An 18,124-nucleotide genomic window follows, 5' to 3' on the forward strand; every position below is an offset into this window, starting at 1 on the left:
GGCAGGGGCATGCCTCGCGCGCTGACCGTCGTGCAGCTGCTGCCGGCGCTGGAGTCCGGCGGCGTCGAACGGTCCACCCTCGAGATCGCCGATGCGCTGGTGCGCGCCGGGCACCGGGCCGTCGTCGTGTCCGCCGGCGGGCGATTGGTGCCGCGGCTGCTCGAATCCGGCGCCGAGCACGTCGCGCTCGACATCGGCCGCAAGTCGCTGGCCACGCTGCGCACCGTGCGCCCGCTGCGCGAGCTGCTCGAACGCGAGGGCGCCGACATCGTGCATGCGCGCTCGCGGCTGCCGGCGTGGATCGGCTGGCGCGCGCTGCGCGGGCTGTCCGGCGCGCGGCGTCCGCACTTCGTGACCACGGTGCACGGCCTCAACTCGCCCTCGCGCTACAGCGCGATCATGGCCCGCGGCGAGCGCGTGGTCTGCGTGTCGGACACCGTGCGCGATTACGTGCTGCGGCACTATCCGCGTACCGACCCGGCGCAGCTGCGGGTGATTCCGCGCGGCATCGACCCGGCGGCGTTCCCGCCCGCGCCGTGGCCCGACCGCAAGGCGCGCGCGGACGTGGCTGCACTCCATCCACGGCTGCAGGGCGACGGCCCGCTGCTGCTGATGCCCGGGCGCGGCACGCGCCTGAAGGGCCACGCCGACGCGCTGGCGCTGCTCGCGCGGCTGCGCGGCGACGGGCTCGACGCGCGCCTGTGGATGCCCGGTGCGCGTGATCCGGCACGCGCCGACTACGTCGCCGAACTCGAGGCGCGGGCCGCCGCGCTCGGCGTCGCGGATGTACTGGCGATCACCGAACCGACCAGCGCGATCGCCGCCGCCTACGCCGCCAGCGACCTGGTCCTGCAGCTGTCGCGCAAGCCCGAAGCGTTCGGCCGCACCGTGATCGAGGCGCTGTCGACGGGGCGCCCGGTGCTCGGCTGGTCGCATGGCGGCGTGGGGGAGCTGCTGCGCGAGCTGCAGCCTGAAGGCGCCGTGCCGCCGTTCGACGAAGCCGCCCTGCGCGCGGGGGCGCACGCGCTGCTCGACGACACGCGTGCGGGGCAGGCCGCGATGCCCGCCCGGCTCGCACGCTATTCTCTGCAGGCCATGCAGCAATCCACGCTCGCCGTCTATGACGAACTCGCCCATGACTGATCCAGCCGCAGCCGCTGTTGCCGGCCCCGACACACCGCGCAGCGGCTGGCGCTGGGCGCCGTACTGGATCCTGGCCTTCGTCGCGCTGTGGCCGGCGCCGGGCATCGCCGAGGGCGTGCTGGTGCTCGGTGCGCTGGCGGCGATCATCAAGCTGCTGGTCACCCGCTTCCGCGGCGGCACCGAGCTGCTCAGCGGCCCGGCGTGGGCGCTGACCAGCGCGCTGTTCTTCGCCTACTGGCTGCCGCAACTGCTGTCGGCGTTCGACGCGGTCGACGCGCGCGAGGCGTTCTACAAGTCGGCCACGGCGCTGCGCTACCTGCCGTTCCTGTGGCTGGTCGCCTCGGCCGTCGCCGACCGCCGCGGGCGCCGCATCACCTTCGGCGGGCTGGCGATCATCGCCGGGGTGTGGACGATCGACGCGCTTGTCCAGGCGCTGGCCGGGACCAGCCCGCTGTTCTGGGGCCTGAATGCGCTCAAGCAGCTGATCGAGAACAAGCCGATGTGCAGTCCGGACGAGATCGCCGCGCTTGACCGGCTCAGCGGCGTCCTCGGGCCCTGCAACCTCAAGCTGGGCATCGTGCTGGCGAGCCTGTCGCCGTTCGTGCTCTACGCCGCAGGCCGCCGCTTCGGCAGCGCCGGATGGATCGTCGCCGCGGGGCTGGTGGGCATCGTGATCCTGCTCGGCGGCGCGCGCGCGTCGTGGGTGACCTATGCGCTGGTGCTGGTGTTCTCCGGCTGGCGCCTGCTGGGCTGGAAAAAACTGCTTGGCGTGTTCGCCTTCGGCGGCATCCTGCTGCTGGTGCTCAACGCCACCGTGCCGCAGGTACACGAACGCGTCGAGCGCACCGCGCAGGTGCTGACCGCCGACGAGGCTGGCCTGGACGACGCGCTGTCCGGCCGCGGCCGGATCTGGGGCGCAGCGCTGTGCATGGCGCGCGAGCACCCGGTCAATGGCGTCGGTGCGCGCAACTTCCGCGATGCGTTCCCGGCCTGCGACCCGGAGCCGGAGGAAGTCCCGGCCTGGGGTTCGGGCCCGGCGTTCCACGCGCACCAGATCGTGCTCGAGATCCTCAGCGAGACCGGCCTGCTCGGCCTGCTGTTGTGGCTGGCCGGCGCGGCGCTGGCCTGGCGCGCCTGGCGCTACGCCGACGACGGCGCCCGCGAGCGGGCGCGGCCGGCGATGCTGGCGCTGGCGGTGACGGTGTTCCCGTTCAACACGCACCTGGCGTTCTATTCGACGTTCTGGGGTGGGTTGACGCTGCTGCTGGTGGCGTTGTTCGCGGGGAGCCTGCTGGCGCGGTGGGAGCCGCCGGCGGGCGATGCCTCCGCGGCGGAGTGAGTCGCGCAGGTATTCCTCCCGTTTACGGAAGGCCGATCGGTCAGCCGTTCTCCCCGCTGCCGGAGAAAGCGCCGTAGGTCGGGGCTACGCCCCCGACGCGCTTTTCGCGTCGCGGCGCCGTCGTAGGGCGGGTCTTGACCCGCCTGCTGTTCCGGTTTCTCTGAAATCAAGATCAAGAGCTTTCGCGCCGTGACGGCGCGAGCCACCTTTCTTTGCTTGTGCAAAGAAACCTGGCGCAAAGAAAGCACACCCCGCCTTCGCGCCCGACGCTACGCGTCGGGTTCGCGGAGCCGGCGGGATTTTTCGAAGGGGCATCCTGCTCCTACGAAAAACGCCGCACATCCATGTGCGGCGCCCCTGCGGGGTCTGATCCGCCGTCTCCGCCGCTACGGAGGGGCCCCCGAAGATCAAGATCAAGATCAACGGCAACGGCACCAATCGTCACGCCCCTGTAGGAGCGGCGGAAGCCGCGAGTTCTTGATCTTCGCCAAGGCACCAAAAGCTCGCGGCTTCCGCCGCTCCTACAAGGACGCCAGCTAGGCGTACGGCGAGACGCCGTCCGGCGTGCGCTTGAAGCGCCTGTGGATCCACAGGTACTGCGCGGGTGCTGCGCGGGCCATGGCTTCGATGCCGGCCATCACGCGCGCGGTGTCGACGGTGGCGTCTTTCGAGGGGAAGTCGTCGAGCGCCGGTCGCAGCGTCAGCGTGTAGCCGCCGTCAGCGCGGCGGGCGTGCTGGAACAGCACCACGGCGGCGCCGGACATGCGTGCGAGCTGGTGGGTGGAGGTGAGGCTGTGCGCGGGCTGGCCGAAGAACGGCACGTAGACGCTGTCGCCGCGGCTGGGGTCCTGGTCGGGCGCGTACCACAGCAGGCCGCCGCGCTTGAGGTGCTTCACCGCGCCGCGCACGTCCTGCTTGGGGAACATCGCCGCCGCGTAACGCGCGCGGCCCCGGCGCACCGCCCACTCCATCGCCGGTTGCGCGTGCGGGCGGTACATGCCGGCCAGCGGGACGTGGTCGCACATCAGGCGACCGCAGACTTCCAGCGTGGTGAAGTGGCCGGACACCACGATCACGCCGCGGCCGCCGGCGCGTGCGGCGGCGATGTGTTCCAGCCCTTCGACTTCGATCCCGCGCCGTAGTGGCCCGACCGACCCCCACCACGCGCGCGCGAACTCGAACACGCCGATCGCCAGCGACTGGAAGTGTTCGCGCAGCAGCGCTTCGCGCGCGGCGTCGCCGAGCTCCGGGAAACAAAGCTCCAGGTTGCGCAGTGCGATGCGCCGCCGCTCGCCCAGCAGCGCGCGCAACAGCGCGCCCAGCGGCGTGCCGAGCGCGCGCTGCCACGACCACGGCAGTCGCGCGAGCAGCGCCATCGTGCCGATGCCCAGCCACGCCGGCCAGTGGCGCGGGCCAAGCGGTGGCGGACCGATGTCGGGCTTCGTGCTCATGCGGCGATTCTACCGATCGCCACGCGCCCGCCGGCCCGTGGCCTCCCGGTTCCCCGGCCTCCGCTATCCTTCCCCGATGCGGAAAGATCCCATCGAGCACCTGCTGCGCGCCCTGTATTCGGCGGCCCTGTACCTGCTGGTGCCGGTGACGGTGTATCACCTGATCTGGCGCGGCTTCCGCCAGCCGGAGTACTTCCAGCGATGGAACGAGCGCTACGCCACCTACGGCGCGCAGTCGCACGCGGAAACCGTATGGATCCACGCCGTGTCGGTGGGCGAGGTCGGCGCGGCGGCGCCGCTGGTCAACGCGCTGCTGCGCGAGCGCCCGGACCTGCGCCTGCTGGTGAGCACGATCACGCCGACCGGCTCGTCGCGTGCGCGCGCGCTGTGGGGCGACCGGGTCGAGCACGTCTACCTGCCCTACGACCTGTCCGGCGCGGTGCGCCGCTTCCTCGGCCACTACCGCCCGCGGCTGGGGCTGATCGTCGAGACCGAACTGTGGCCGAACCTGCTGTTCTGCTGCCGCGACCAGGGCATCCCCGTCTACATCGTCAACGCGCGGCTGTCCGAGCGCTCGCTGCGCGGCTATCGGGTGCTGCGTGCGCTGGTCGGACGCGCGCTGCGCACGCTGCGCGCCGTTGCTGCGCAGTCGCGCCGTGACGGCGAGCGCTTCGTGCGCCTGGGCGCCGACCGCGACGACGTGGTGGTCACCGGCAACCTGAAGTTCGACATCGCCATGGATCCGCGCTGGCAGGCCTCGGCGGCCACGTTCCGCGAGCACGCCGGCGGGCGGCTGGCGTGGATCGCCGCCAGCACGCATCCGGAAGAGGAAGCCGCGGTGGTCGCGATCCACAAACGCCTGCGCGAGCGCTGGCCCGACCTGCTGCTGCTGTGGGCGCCGCGCCATCCCGAGCGCTTCCGCCCGGTGTCGCAGGCCGCGATCGACGCCGGCTGGCGCGTGGCCACGCGCCGGCTCACGCGCTGGCCGGACGGCGACGACGCGGTGTTCGTGGTGGATACGCTGGGCGAGCTGATGGACTTCTACGCCTGCGCGCAGGTCGCCTTCGTCGGCGGCAGCCTGCAGGACATCGGCGGCCACAACATGCTCGAACCGGCCGCGGTCGGCACGGCGGTGGTCACCGGGCCGCACCTGCACAACTTCGCCGACATCGCGCGGCAGCTGCGCAGCGTCGATGCCATGTGCGTGGGGGACGACGCGGATGCCGTGGGCGATGCGATCGAGGCACTGCTCGGGGACGAAGCGCGCCGCGCCGAAATGGCGGCCGCGGGCATGGAACTGGTCGAGCAGGGGCGCGGCGCGCTGGCACGGACGCTGGCCCTGGTCGGGCGCGACCTGCCGCGCAAGCCGCTGGCGTCCTGACAAGAGCAAGAGCCGTCGGGCGCGTAGGCCCGGCCTAGGGTGGGATGTAGTCCGACCTGCAGCGTAGGTCGGGGTTGCATCCCCGGCGTGCTTCGGCAGGAGCCGACATGAAAAACCCGGGTTTCCCCGGGCTTTTCATGCTGTGCGGCGTGCGGTGGTTACTGCACCTGCGGCGGTTCGGCCTGCGTGGCCGACTCTTCCGACAGCTGCGCGTTGGCGTTGACGGTGAGCAGGCGGTTGACGTCCTGCACGTCGTCGTAGTCCAGCGAGCCGGCCGACTGCTCGAGCAGCAGGCGGTTCTGCAGGTAGTTGTACTTGGCGATCGCGTAGGCCTGGCGCGCGTTGAACAGGTTCTGCTGGTTGATCAGCACGTCCAGCACGGTGCGCGTGCCGACTTCCAGGCCCACCTGCGAGGCATCGTACGCGGCGTCGGCCGAGACCACGGCCAGGCGGCGGGCCTCGATCTCGGTGATGCCGGCGACCAGGGTCTGGTAGGAGTTGCGGGTGTTGCGTTCCACCGCGCGCTTCTGCTGTTCGAACTGCTCCTGGCGGATGTCGCGGTTCGCGATCGCCTCGCGCACGCGCGACTGGGTGGCGCCGCCGGAGAAGATCGGCACGGTCAGGGTCAGGCCGATGCTGCGGCTTTCGCCCGCGCGCGTCGATGCCGTGGGGTCGGTCGGGTCGGGGATGAACTCCGGCTCGCCCCAGCTGTCGCGGTTGCCGTAGCTGGCACCGAAGCTGAGCGTCGGGTAATGCCCGCCGCGCGCGGACGAGACGCCCTGCTCGGCGGACTTGACCTGATACTCCATCGACATGAGCGACGGGTTGTTCTCCATCGCCGAAGCCACCCAGGACTCGGCGTCGCCACCGGCCGGCAGTTCGGGGCGGAAGTCGTCCGGCAGGCCCTGCAGGTTGGTGATGCTGGTGCCGGTGATCTCGGTCAGTGCCTGGTAGGCATCGGCCAGGGCGTTGCGCTGGGCGATGGTGTTGGCGCGCGCGCTGTCGTACTGGGCGCGGGCCTCGTGCACGTCGGTGATCGGCGCCAGGCCCACTTCCAGGCGCTTGTCGGCGTAGTCGAACTGGCGCTTGAGCGCGGTCTCGGCGGCTTCGGCCGCGGACAGGGTCTCGATCGCCACCAGCACGTTGAAGTAAGCCGCGGAAGTACGGGTGATCAGGGAGTCGCCGGCGGCTTCAAGGTCGTAGTCGGCGGCATGGCTGAGCGCGTTCTGGGCGCGCAGGTTGGCGATGCTGCTCCAGTTGAAGACGGTCTGGTCGAGGTTGGCGCTGTAGCTGCGCGTGGTCGGGTCCGAATAGTCCTGGCCGGCGTAGTGCGAGCGCGACAGCGACGCGCTGCCGTTGATCTGCGGCAGCAGCTGCGCGCGCGCCTGCACCGCGCCTTCCTTCTGCGCGAGGCGACCGGATTCGGCGGCGGCGAGCTGCGGGTCGCCGGTGCGGGCGAGCTCGTACGTCTGCAACAGGTCTTCAGCGGACGCCGAGGCCGGCAGCAGGACTGCCAGGGCAAGCGCGAGGGCGAGGGGGCGGCGGCTCATGCGGGGTTCCTTTGGATCAAAAGACGAAGGCCGGCAGGGGTGCGGCGCCGACGAGGTAGGGGATTTCGGTCTCGAACAACGATTCGGAGCGGATGCCGTTGACATCCTGGTGCAGCAGCGCCGCATCCATCACCGGCGGATTGCCGCGGACCACGAACATGCGCCCACCCGGACGCAGCCACTGCAGGAAACGTGACGGCACCGCGGCGACGGCGCCGGTGACGCAGATCGCGTCGAAGCGGCGGTCGGTGTTCCAGGTCATGGCGTCCGCCACCTCGACCGCGACGTTGGCGATGCCCTGCGCCTGCAGGCGCGCGCGCGCGAGGTCGACGAAGTCGGCGTGGCGATCGATGCTGACCACGTCGCGCGCCAGCATGCCCAGGCAAGCGGCCAGGAAGCCGCTGCCGGTGCCGATTTCCAGCACCTCATCGCCGGGCTCCAGTCCCAGCGCCTGCAGCGCACGGCCCTCGACGATCGGCTTCATCATGCGTTCGCCGTGGCCGAGCGGCAGCTCGATGTCGGCGTAGGCCAGTGCGCGATGGGTCTCGGGGACGAAGGCTTCGCGCGGCAGCCGGACCAGCACGTCCAGGACACGCACGTCGAGCACGTCCCAGGGACGCACCTGCTGTTCCACCATCGTTTCGCGGGCCTTGGTGTAATCCATCGTCGACATGCTCGGGTCTCGTGCGGTCAGTCCGCTATTTTAACGGTGTTTGGCCCCTGTTCGGCCTCGGCGGACGCAAACAGGATCGCTGTTGCAGCACAGCAGCACGCAGTGCCGGAAGTCACCGCAACCGCCGGCACGTGCCGCAGGTCACGGTTGGCCCGGCCTTCACGCGCGGCGGACGCCGTAGGCGCGCAGGAACATGTCCACGCAGGCGGCCAGGTGCTCCTCGACCGTGTGCGTCTGCGCGCAGTAACCGAACACCATCCTCGCGTGCGCCTCGCCCTTGATCAGGGTGAAGAACTGGGAAGCGGCCATCGGCACGTCGGGGATGTCGAGCTGCCCGGCGTCGACGCGGTCCTGCAGCAGTTTCACGAATACCGTCTTGGTGCGCTCCGGACCCGCCTTCCAGAAGATTTCCGACAGTGGCGAGCCGGTGACCTGCGGCGAACACATGATGCGATGGCCGGCGACCGCTTCGGGCGAACTGACCATGGCGAAGAACGCCTGTGCGATCTCCATCAAGCGTTCGGGCAGGGGCGTGTCGGGCGAAGGCTCGAACAGCGCATCTGGCAGCTGGGCTTCGCAGTGAGACTTGACCGCAGCCGCGAACAGGGCCTCCTTGTCGCCGAAATGGCTGTAGACGGTGAGCTTGGAGACGCCGGCCTCGCCGGCGATCTGGTCCATGCTGGTGCGGTCGAAACCGTGTTCGGTGAACATGCGCTTGGCGGCATCGAGGATCGCCGCGCCCTTGGCCAGATCCTTGGGACGGCCGGGGCTGGCGGGCCTTGCCGTCGCGGTGGCGCGAGGCTTTCGGGCATGGGGAACGGACATGCGGTAATACTATACCAATTAGTTCGGTATTTATAGATCCAGCGCGACCACCGTTGCTGCCCGTTGGGTTTCCCGCGGCCTGGAGGAGCCTTACACCGGAGGCCGGATTCGGCCTAGACTCGGGCCGGCGAGCGAGGCCGGCGCGTCCGGTCTGCCAGCAGGATCAACCAGCAGGATCGGAGCGCAGCGTTGGAGCCGACCGATATCCGCAACCCCGACACCTTCCACAAGGTCGTCGACTGCCAGTGGGCCTGCCCGGCGCACACGCCGGTGCCCGAGTACATCCGCCTGATCGCCGCCGGCCGCCATGCCGATGCCTACATGGTGAACTGGCACTCCAACGTCTTCCCCGGGATCCTCGGCCGTACCTGCGACCGCCCCTGCGAGCCTGCCTGCCGGCGCGGGCGGGTGGAGGAGAACAACGGGCCCGAATCGATGCGCGAGAAACCCGAGCCGGTGGCGATCTGCCGGCTCAAGCGCGTCGCCGCCGACCACAAGGGCGACGTGCGCGCGCGCATGCCGGAACCGGCGTCGCAGCCCAACGGCAAGCGCATCGCCTGCGTCGGCGCCGGACCGTCGTCGCTGACCGTCGCCCGTGACCTCGCGCCGCTGGGCTACCACGTCACCGTGTTCGAGGCCGACCCCAAGGCCGGCGGCTTCATGCGCACCCAGGTGCCGCGCTTCCGCCTTCCCGAGGAGGTGATCGACGAGGAGTGCGGCTACATCCTCGACCTGGGCGTCGAATTCGTCGGCGACCATCGCATCGATTCGATGAAGGACCTGCTGGCGCAGGACTTCGATGCGATCTTCGTCGGCAGCGGCGCCCCGCGCGGGCGCGACCTCGACCTGCCAGGCCGCCAGGAAGGCGCCGCGAACATCCACGTCGGCCTCGACTGGCTGGCGAACGTCTATTTCGGCCACGTGACGAAAGTCGGCAAGCGCGTGCTGGTGCTTGGCGGCGGCAACACCGCGATGGACTGCTGCCGTTCCGCGCGCCGGCTGGGCGGGAGCGACGTCAAGGTGCTGGTGCGCTCGGGCTTCGACCAGATGAAGGCCAGCCCATGGGAGAAGGAGGACGCGATGCATGAAGGCATCCCGATCCTCGACTTCCGCGTACCCAAGGCCTTCGTCCACGCCAGCGGGCGTCTGACCGGCATGACCTTCGAGCGCGTGCGCGCCGAGTACGACGAGCGTGGGCGCCGGAAGCTGGTGCCGACCGGCGAACCGGACGAGTTCCATCCCTGCGACGAGGTGCTGATCGCGGTCGGGCAGGAGAACGCCTTCCCGTGGATCGAGCGTGACGCGGGCATCGAGTTCGGCGAGTGGGACATGCCGGTGGTCGACAAGGTCACCCACCAGTCGTCGCTGCCGCACGTGCTGTTCGGCGGCGATGCGGCGTTCGGGCCGAAGAACATCATCTGGGCAGTCGCGCACGGCCACGCCGCGGCCATCAGCATCGACAAGCTGCTGCACGGCGAGGACACGCGCGAGCGCCCCGACCCGATGGTGCGGCTGGAATCGCAGAAGATGGGCATCCACGAGTGGAGCTACGACAACGCGGTCTCGCCCGACGAGCGCTACGCGGTGCCGTGGTCGGAGGCGGCGAAGAAGCTCGACAGCATCAGCACCGAGGTCGAGCTGGGCTTCGACGCGGCCACCGCCTGGAAGGAAACCCAGCGCTGCCTCAACTGCGACGTGCAGACCGTGTTCACCAGGGACAAGTGCATCGAATGCGACGCCTGCGTCGACATCTGCCCGACCGACTGCATCACCTTCACCCGCAACGGCGACGAAGCCGACCTGCGCACAAGGCTCACCGCGCCATCGTTGAATCCCGAACAGCCGCTCTACGTCTCCGAGCCGCTGAAGACCATGCGGGTGATGGTCAAGGACGAGGACGTCTGCCTGCACTGCAGCCTGTGCGCCGAGCGCTGCCCGACCGGGGCCTGGGACATGCAGAAATTCCTGCTGCTGGAAACGCACGCGGGGCCGGGATGCCGAAGCAAGAAGCAGCGGGAGGCGGCATGACGAACGTCCTGCCTCCTCATTTTCCCCCCTTTGAAAAAGGGGGACAGGGGGGATTTGCCCTCGGCCAACAGCAAATCCCCCTCAATCCCCCTTTTTCAAAGGGGGAGGCAAGCAAATGAACCCGGGCCTTTCCCCGCTGCAATCCACCAACGACTTCGTCGTCAAGTTCGCCAACGTCAACGGCTCCGGCTCCGCTTCCGCCAACGAGCTGTTCGCCAAGGCCATCCTGCGCATGGGCGTTCCGGTCAGCCCGCGCAACATCTTCCCGTCCAACATCCAGGGCCTGCCGACCTGGTACGAGGTGCGCGTGTCCGAGCGTGGCTGGCTCGGCCGGCGCGGCGGCGTCGACCTGATGGTGGCGATGAACCCGCAGACTTGGGACGCCGACGTTGCCGAGATCGAGCCCGGCGGCTACCTGTTCCACGACAACAGCAAGCCGATTCCGAAGTCGAAGTTCCGCGACGACGTCACCGTCATCGGCGTGCCGCTTACCCGGATAGCCAACGCCACCTGGGACGATCCCCGCCAGCGCCAGCTGTTCAAGAACATCATGTACGTCGGCGCCCTGGGCGCGCTGCTCGACATCGACCCGGTGGTGGTCGAGGCGCTGATCGGCGAGCAGTACAAGGCCAAGCCGAAGCTGCAGGCGCCCAACGTCGAAGCGCTGCACCTGGGCTGCAGCTGGGTGATGGAGCACCTGTCGCACCCGATCGGGTTGCGGGTGCGCAAGGCCGACGCGGTCGGTGACCGGATCTTCGTCGAAGGCAACGCGGCGGCCGCGCTGGGCTGCGTGTACGGCGGCGCCACCGTGTGCGCGTGGTATCCGATCACGCCGTCGTCGTCGCTGGCCGAAGCCTTCCAGAAGTATTGCCAGAAGTATCGCGTCGACGAGCAGGGCAGGGCGCGTTTCGCGGTGATCCAGGCCGAGGACGAGATCGCCTCGATCGGCATGGTCGTCGGCGCCGGCTGGAACGGCGCGCGCGCGTTCACCACCACCGCCGGCCCCGGCGTGTCGCTGATGAACGAGTTCATCGGCCTGGCGTACTTCGCCGAGATCCCGGTGACGATCATCAACGTACAGCGCGGCGGGCCGTCGACCGGCATGCCCACGCGCACCCAGCAGTCCGACGTGCTGGCCTGCGCCTACGCCTCGCACGGCGACACGAAGCACGTGCTGCTGTTCCCGGAGGACCCGCGCGAATGCTTCGAGTTCGCCGCGGCCGCCTTCGACCTGGCCGACCGGCTGCAGACGCCGGTGTTCGTGATGAGCGACCTGGACATCGGCATGAACCAGCGCCTGTGCGCGCCGTTCGCCTGGGACGACGCGCGCGCCTACGACCGCGGCAAGGTGATGACCGCCGAGCAGCTGGAGGCGGGCGCCGAGTTCGCGCGCTACAAGGACGTCGACGGCGACGGCATCCCCTGGCGCACCTGGCCGGGCACGCATCCCGACAGGGGGGCGTATTTCACCCGCGGCACGTCGCGCAACCCGCAGGCGCAGTACTCCGAGCGCGGCGCCGACTACGTCTACAACATGCAGCGGCTGCTGCAGAAGTTCGATACGGCGAAATCGCTGGTGCTGCAGCCGGTCGAGTCAAGGTCGGGGGCGGCTGCGCAGCATGGCGTGATCTTCTACGGTTCCACCAGCCCGGCAATGGCCGAGGCGGTCGAGCACCTGCAGGCCGACGGCATCGCGGTCGATACGCTGCGCATCCGTGCGTTTCCGTTCCCGGAGTCGGTGCGCGAATTCATCGACGCGCACGAATCGGTGTTCGTCGTCGAGCAGAACCGCGACGGGCAGCTGCGCACGCTGCTGGTCAACGAATTCGGCATCGATCCGGCGCGACTGGTGCCCGTGCTGCACTACGACGGCACGCCGATCACGGCGCGGTTCATTGCAGGGGCGATCAGCGAGCAGCTTTCAGCTTCCTTCTCCCTCCGGGGTGAAGAGGAGCGTTTGCGGACCACTGGTCCGCGCGACGATGAACGCCTGGGCGCTGGCGCCCAGGCCGGGGCGCGGAGCGAGGTGGCGCGGAGCGCCGGATGAGGGTGCGACGGAGGAGGTGCGGGTGAACAAGGGGAATGTTGCAACGTCTACGGAAGTCGACCTTTCGTCGTTCCTCCCAACCCTCACCCCAACCCCTCTCCCGCAGGGAGAGGGGCTCATGAACGAGGGCATGAAATGACCTACCTCGCCAAACCAAAACTCCACCACCCTTCGCTCGGCTGCAACGCCATCGGCTTCACCCGCCGCGACTACGAGGGCAAGATCAGCACCCTGTGCGCGGGCTGCGGGCACGATTCGATCTCGGCGGCGATCATCCAGGCCTGCTGGGAACTCGACATCCAGCCGCACCGCGTCGCCAAGCTCTCGGGCATCGGCTGCAGTTCGAAGACGCCCGACTACTTCCTCGGCCAGTCGCACGGCTTCAACACCGTGCACGGGCGCATGCCGTCGGTGCTGACCGGCGCGAACCTGGCCAACCGCGAGCTGATCTACCTGGGCGTGTCGGGCGACGGCGACTCGGCCTCGATCGGCATCGGCCAGTTCGTGCATGCGATCCGGCGCGGCGTGGACATGGTCTACATCGTCGAGAACAACGGCGTGTACGGGCTGACCAAGGGCCAGTTTTCGGCCACCGCGGACCAAGGCTCGGTGTCGAAGAAGGGCGTGGCCAACACCGACAGCCCGCTGGACCTGGTGACGATGGCGCTGCAGCTCGGCGCCAGCTACGTCGGGCGCGGGTTTTCCGGCGACAAGCAGCAGCTGGTGCCGTTGATCAAGGGCGCGCTGTCGCACCGCGGCGCGGCTTTCCTCGACGTCATCAGCCCCTGCATCGCCTTCAACAACCACGCCGGAAGCACCAAGAGTTACGACTACGTGCGCGAGCACAACGACGCGGTCAATCAGCTCGACGTGATGCTGCCGCGCGCGGAGATCGTCGCCGACTACAAAGCCGGTGAAACCATCGACGTCAAACAGCACGACGGCTCGGTGCTGCGCCTGCGCAAGCTCGACGCCGACTACGACCCGCGCGACCGGATCGCGGCGATGAATCTGATCCAGCAGCGCCATGCGCGCGGCGAAGTGGTGACGGGGCTGCTGTACGTCGACGCCGAAGCCGGCGACCTGCACGGCCATCTAGGCACCGTTCCGGTTCCGCTGAACTCGCTTGGTGCGGACGAGTTGAACCCCGGTGCCGAAGCGCTGGAGAGGATCAACGCCGCGCTGCGCTGATCGCCGGTGGTCAGCGGCCGGTCGCGCCAGGCTCCGTGCCGGGCGGCGCCCCGCCGGCAACTTCACGCGCGGCCTGCTCGTTGGCGATCCACTGCTCGATGGCATGCCGCGCCCGTGCCCGGCGGCGCTGTTCGAGCCGGTACTCCTGGTCGAGCGCCCGGTACAGCGCCACCATCACCAGCAGCATCAGCAGTGCGAATGGCAGCGCGACGATCGTGATCACGCCCTGCAGCGCTTCCAGGCCGCCGGCCAGCAGCAGCGCGGCGGCGATCAGGGCCACGGCGACGCCCCAGGCCAGCTTGCGCGGCAGCGGCGGATCGCCGGGTTCGTCGGTGGACATGCTTGCCAGCACCAGCACTGCCGAGTCGGCGGAGGTCACGAAGAAGATCACCAGCAACACCAGCGCGATCACCGCCAGCACGCCGGGCATCGGCAGGCTGTCGAACATGGTGAACAGCACCGTCTCGTACCCCTGGGTCATGGCGCCGGCCAGGTCCACGTGGCCGAAGATCTGCGACCACAGCGCCGTCCCGCCGAACACCGAAAACCACAGGAAGCCAAGCAGGCTGGGCGCAACCACCACGCCGAGGATGAACTCGCGGATGTCGCGGCCGCGCGAGATCCGCGCGATGAACGAGCCCACGAACGGCGCCCAGGCGATCCACCCCGCCCAGTAGAAGATCGTCCAGTCCGCGACCCAGCTGCTGCCGGAGAACGGCGCCATGCGCAGGCTCATGGTCACCAGCTGGTTGAGGTACGACCCCAGGGTGGTGGTGAGGGTATCGAAGATGAAGCCGGTCGGGCCGAGCGCCAGCACCAGCAACAGCAGCACCCCGGCCAGGGCGAGGTTGAAGTTGGACAGCCATTTGATGCCGCGGTCGACGCCGGTCGCGGTCGAGCACATGTACATCACGAACGCGATCGCGATCACCGCCAGCTGCAGCGTGCGCCCGGCGGGGATGCCGACCACGCGTTCGATGCCGGCGGCGATCTGGATGGTGCCGAAGCCCAGCGTCGTGGCCACGCCGACCGCGGTGGCCACGATCGCCAGGATGTTGACGACCCGGCCGGGCCAGCCGCGGTGGCTGCTGCCGATCACCGGCTGCAGCAGGTCGCTGATCAGGCCGCGGCCGCCGCGGTTGTACTGGAACCAGGCCATCGCCAGCCCGATCAGCGCGTACACCGCCCACGGATGCAGGCCCCAGTGGAAGAACGCGTAGCGCATCGCCGCGCGCGCGGCCGCGTTGCTTTCCGGCGGCAGGCCCTCGGGCGGCTGGAGGAAATGCGACACCGGCTCCGCGGCGCCCCAGAACACCAGTCCGATCCCCATGCCGGCGGCGAACAGCATCGACAGCCAGCTGGCATAGGAAAAGTCGGGCTCCGCGTCCTCGCCACCGATGCGCAGGCTGCCGAAGCGGCCGAATGCGAGATAGAGCAGGAACACGAGGGTGGCGAACACGATCACCAGGTAGGTCCAGCCGGCGTCCCGCACCAGGTGGCGGACCACTTCCTGCACGACGTCATTGAAGGCATCGGGCATGGCGCCTGCCAGCACCACGAGCACGATCACCAGGGCGATGGAAATCCGGTAGACCATCGGTTCGTCCTCCAGTCGTGGGGAAGCGAAGGGGCGGCCCGAGACCGTGATCGGCGAATGCCGGGTGCGGCGGCGGCATTCCCCGAATGGCGCGCGAGCGGGCAGTTGTCCGCAAGCCTATCGGAATGCGGGTGAAAGCCCGTTCGTGGTGGGGCTGCGGCTGGCTTCAGTCCGCGTCCATGAGCGCGGCGCGTGGCCCCGCCACCGGCGAGACCCAGGCGCGGGACGCGAAGCCCGCCGCGTCGAATGCCGCGCGCATCGCCGGCGCCGCGGCGTCCGCCGCGCTGCGTGACTCGAACCACGCGAACACGCTCGGGCCGGCGCCGGAGAGGCTCGACCCAAGTGCCCCGGCGTCGATGGCCGCGGCCCGCACGGCGGCGAAGCCGGGCACCAGCGGCGCCCGGCGCGGCTCCACCAGCACGTCCTGCAGGCCTTCGCGGATCAATCCGGCGTCGCCACGCTGCAGGCCGGTGAGGAACAGCGCCAGGTGCGCGCTCTGCCTGACCACCAGCGGCAGCGGATAGGGTTCGGCCAGCACTTCGCGCGCGCGCCGGGTTTCCAGTACCTGGTCGGGGTGCACCACCACGCAGTGCAGCCAGTCGGGCGCGGGCAGCTGGATCATCCGCTGCTCGGTGGCCATGACAATGCCGCCAAGCAGCATCGGCGCGACGTTGTCGCCCTGGCGGCTGTGGCTGGACACCGCCTCGCCGTCGATCGCGAACGGGTACAGCGCCTCGCGCGGAAGCGGCGCGTCGAGCAGGGCGTTGGCGGCGACCAGCGCGGCCACGCACGACGCCGCCGAGCCGCCGAGCCCGGCGCCGACGGGAATGCCTTTTTCCAGCATCAGTTCGAAGCCGAACGCGAGACCGAGCGCTGCGTGCAGCGATGCCAGCGCCTGCCCGGCAGTGTTGTGCTCGACTTCCAGTGGAATCGCGTCCGTGCCCGTGGCATCACCCGTGATCGCCGTGATCCGTACGACCGGCGCCGCGACGCGCCGTACGCGGGCGATGTCGCGCGGGCCGTCGATGCTGTGCCCGAGCAGGTCGAAGCCGACCCCGATGTTGCCCACGCCGGCCGGCGCGAAGGCGCGGGCGACGTTGTCGACGACCTTCATGCGCGCACGCCGTGCACGCGGCGGGTGGGAACAGCGGCATTCGGTGATCCGGTGCGCGGCATCGGCGGTCCTCCGGTTGCGGGGCGAGCGGGTCGCATCGCTGCATTCTTGCGCGAATGCCCGATGGCGTCAGCCTGGCAAGCGCGCCATCCCGCCGCTCGCGTGGGGATGGGCAGGCACCCGGCCGCGCGACTGGCCCGAAGCGGCGCGGCGTGGTCAAATGCCGCCTGAAGCGGGGGTACCGGCAACGGCCGGTTGAGACAGACCCTTCGAACCTGATCCGGGTGATGCCGGCGTAGGGAAGCTTCGCAGGATCGCGTGGGATTGCGTCCGGCGTTCCCGGGCTCCACTGATTCATGCGCCGCCGCTTCGTCCGACTCATTCCCAGGACGAACGCCATGAACGCAGTGCCTGCCTCCCTGCTGCAGCAGACCGACCAACTGTCCGGATCCGTGACCCGGCCGATCCCCGGATCGCGCAAGATCCACGTCGAAGGCTCGCGCCCGGACATCCGGGTGGCGATGCGCGAGATCGCCCTGTCGCAGACCCCGACGCTGTTCGGCGGCGAGGAGAACCCGCCGGTGACCGTGTACGACCCGTCCGGCCCGTACACCGACCCCGACGCGCGGATCGACCTTGCCACCGGCCTCGCGCCCCTGCGCGCGCGCTGGATCGAGGAACGCGGCGACACCGAACCGCTGCCACGGCTGAGCTCCGAGTTCGGCCGTGGCCGCGAAGACGATGCGCGGCTGGATGCGGTGCGCTTCCCCAACCGCCGGCTGCCGCGCGTGGCGAGGGCCGGCACCAACGTCAGCCAGATGCACTACGCGCGCCGCGGCATCGTCACCCCGGAGATGGAGTACGTCGCGATCCGCGAGAACCAGCGCCTGGAACTGGTGCGCGACGCGATGCTGCGCAAGCAACATCCGGGTGAGTCCTTCGGCGCCAGCATCCAGCAATCCATCACGCCCGAATTCGTGCGCGACGAGATCGCCCGCGGCCGCGCGATCCTGCCCAACAACATCAACCATCCCGAAAGCGAGCCGATGATCATCGGCCGCAACTTCCTGACCAAGATCAACGCCAACATCGGCAACTCCGCGGTGAGTTCTGGCATCGCCGAGGAAGTGGAAAAGCTGGTCTGGGCGATCCGCTGGGGCGGCGACACGGTGATGGACCTGTCCACCGGCAAGCACATCCACGAAACCCGCGAATGGATCATCCGCAATTCGCCGGTGCCGATCGGCACGGTGCCGATCTACCAGGCGCTGGAGAAAGTCGACGGCCGCGCCGAGGAACTCACGTGGGAGATCTTCCGCGACACGCTCATCGAGCAGGCCGAGCAGGGCGTGGACTACTTCACCATCCATGCCGGCGTGCTGCTGCGCTACGTGCCGCTCACGGCGAAGCGCGTCACCGGCATCGTCTCGCGCGGCGGCTCGATCATGGCCAAGTGGTGCCTGGCGCACCACCGCGAGAGCTTCCTGTACGAACACTTCGAGGACATCTGCGAGATCATGAAGGCCTATGACGTGGCCTTCTCGCTCGGCGACGGCCTGCGCCCGGGCTGCATCGCCGATGCCAACGACGCCGCGCAGTTCGGCGAACTCGAAACGCTGGGCGAGCTGACGAAGATCGCCTGGAAGCATGACGTGCAGACCATGATCGAAGGCCCCGGCCACGTGCCGATGCAGCTGATCAAGGAAAACATGGACAAGCAGCTGGCCGAATGCGGCGAGGCGCCGTTCTACACCCTCGGGCCGCTGACCACCGACATCGCGCCGG

13 protein-coding genes and 1 riboswitch are annotated in these 18,124 nt (G+C 69.5%); of the genes, 7 read left to right on the plus strand and 6 right to left on the minus strand.

Annotation, left to right across the window (positions count from 1 at the left end; genetic code table 11):
* Window positions 1–9: 9 nt before the first annotated feature.
* Complete coding sequence (locus ACFONC_RS10775; protein WP_386743942.1) at window positions 10–1,143, plus strand: glycosyltransferase; 1,134 nt, start codon at window positions 10–12, stop codon at window positions 1,141–1,143.
* Window positions 1,136–2,482 carry an O-antigen ligase family protein gene (locus tag ACFONC_RS10780; protein WP_386743944.1) on the plus strand — a complete coding sequence of 449 codons (1,347 nt, stop codon included), beginning with the start codon at window positions 1,136–1,138 and terminating at the stop codon, window positions 2,480–2,482. The genes ACFONC_RS10775 and ACFONC_RS10780 overlap by 8 nt, the downstream gene beginning before the upstream one ends.
* Before the next feature lie 536 nt (window positions 2,483–3,018).
* On the opposite strand, the gene lpxL is transcribed toward ACFONC_RS10780, so the two are convergent.
* Window positions 3,019–3,933, minus strand: a complete 915-nt coding sequence (gene lpxL, locus ACFONC_RS10785) for an LpxL/LpxP family Kdo(2)-lipid IV(A) lauroyl/palmitoleoyl acyltransferase (RefSeq protein WP_386743946.1) — start codon at window positions 3,931–3,933, stop codon at window positions 3,019–3,021.
* 76 nt (window positions 3,934–4,009) lie between these two features.
* On the opposite strand from lpxL, the gene waaA reads away from it, so the two are divergent.
* On the plus strand, window positions 4,010–5,314 hold the full coding sequence (gene waaA / locus ACFONC_RS10790) for a lipid IV(A) 3-deoxy-D-manno-octulosonic acid transferase (RefSeq protein WP_386743947.1): 1,305 nt from the start codon (window positions 4,010–4,012) through the stop codon (window positions 5,312–5,314).
* Between the two features lie 158 nt (window positions 5,315–5,472).
* Here waaA and ACFONC_RS10795 read toward each other — a convergent pair whose 3' ends face one another.
* The 3 genes from ACFONC_RS10795 to ACFONC_RS10805 all read right to left on the minus strand — a co-directional run bounded on the left by ACFONC_RS10795 (window position 5,473) and on the right by ACFONC_RS10805 (window position 8,362).
* Window positions 5,473–6,864: a TolC family outer membrane protein gene (locus tag ACFONC_RS10795; RefSeq protein WP_386743949.1), complete on the minus strand. Its 1,392-nt coding sequence runs from the start codon at window positions 6,862–6,864 to the stop codon at window positions 5,473–5,475.
* Window positions 6,865–6,880: 16 nt separating this feature from the next.
* Window positions 6,881–7,537 (minus strand): protein-L-isoaspartate O-methyltransferase family protein, encoded by a 657-nt coding sequence (locus ACFONC_RS10800; RefSeq protein ID WP_386743951.1) that lies wholly within the window; start codon window positions 7,535–7,537, stop codon window positions 6,881–6,883.
* Between the two features lie 159 nt (window positions 7,538–7,696).
* Window positions 7,697–8,362, minus strand: a complete 666-nt coding sequence (locus ACFONC_RS10805; protein WP_386743953.1) for a TetR/AcrR family transcriptional regulator — start codon at window positions 8,360–8,362, stop codon at window positions 7,697–7,699.
* Window positions 8,363–8,551: 189 nt separating this feature from the next.
* Here ACFONC_RS10805 and ACFONC_RS10810 point away from each other — a divergent pair, with 189 nt between their 5' ends.
* From ACFONC_RS10810 to ACFONC_RS10820, 3 genes are all read left to right on the plus strand, one after another.
* Entirely contained in the window at window positions 8,552–10,390 is a 1,839-nt protein-coding gene (locus ACFONC_RS10810; RefSeq protein WP_386743954.1) for an FAD-dependent oxidoreductase, read from the plus strand.
* Window positions 10,391–10,505: 115 nt separating this feature from the next.
* A complete protein-coding gene (locus ACFONC_RS10815) occupies window positions 10,506–12,437 on the plus strand; it encodes a 2-oxoacid:acceptor oxidoreductase subunit alpha (protein WP_386743956.1) in 1,932 nt (643 codons plus the stop codon).
* Between the two features lie 135 nt (window positions 12,438–12,572).
* Window positions 12,573–13,628, plus strand: a complete 1,056-nt coding sequence (locus tag ACFONC_RS10820) for a 2-oxoacid:ferredoxin oxidoreductase subunit beta (RefSeq protein ID WP_386743958.1) — start codon at window positions 12,573–12,575, stop codon at window positions 13,626–13,628.
* Window positions 13,629–13,638: 10 nt separating this feature from the next.
* On the opposite strand, the gene ACFONC_RS10825 is transcribed toward ACFONC_RS10820, so the two are convergent.
* Together ACFONC_RS10825 and ACFONC_RS10830 are read right to left on the minus strand one after the other, a co-directional pair.
* Entirely contained in the window at window positions 13,639–15,225 is a 1,587-nt protein-coding gene (locus tag ACFONC_RS10825) for a BCCT family transporter (protein ID WP_386743960.1), read from the minus strand.
* A 166-nt stretch (window positions 15,226–15,391) separates the two neighbouring features.
* Window positions 15,392–16,339 (minus strand): homoserine kinase, encoded by a 948-nt coding sequence (locus ACFONC_RS10830; RefSeq protein ID WP_386743961.1) that lies wholly within the window; start codon window positions 16,337–16,339, stop codon window positions 15,392–15,394.
* A gap of 224 nt (window positions 16,340–16,563) precedes the next feature.
* Window positions 16,564–16,659: riboswitch (TPP riboswitch) on the plus strand.
* A gap of 78 nt (window positions 16,660–16,737) precedes the next feature.
* Here ACFONC_RS10830 and thiC point away from each other — a divergent pair.
* A partial coding sequence (gene thiC / locus ACFONC_RS10835) for a phosphomethylpyrimidine synthase ThiC (protein WP_386743963.1) occupies window positions 16,738–18,124 on the plus strand: 1,387 nt, incomplete at its 3' end.

This window comes from Luteimonas soli, assembly GCF_042648865.1.
Classification (GTDB): domain Bacteria; phylum Pseudomonadota; class Gammaproteobacteria; order Xanthomonadales; family Xanthomonadaceae; genus Luteimonas; species Luteimonas soli.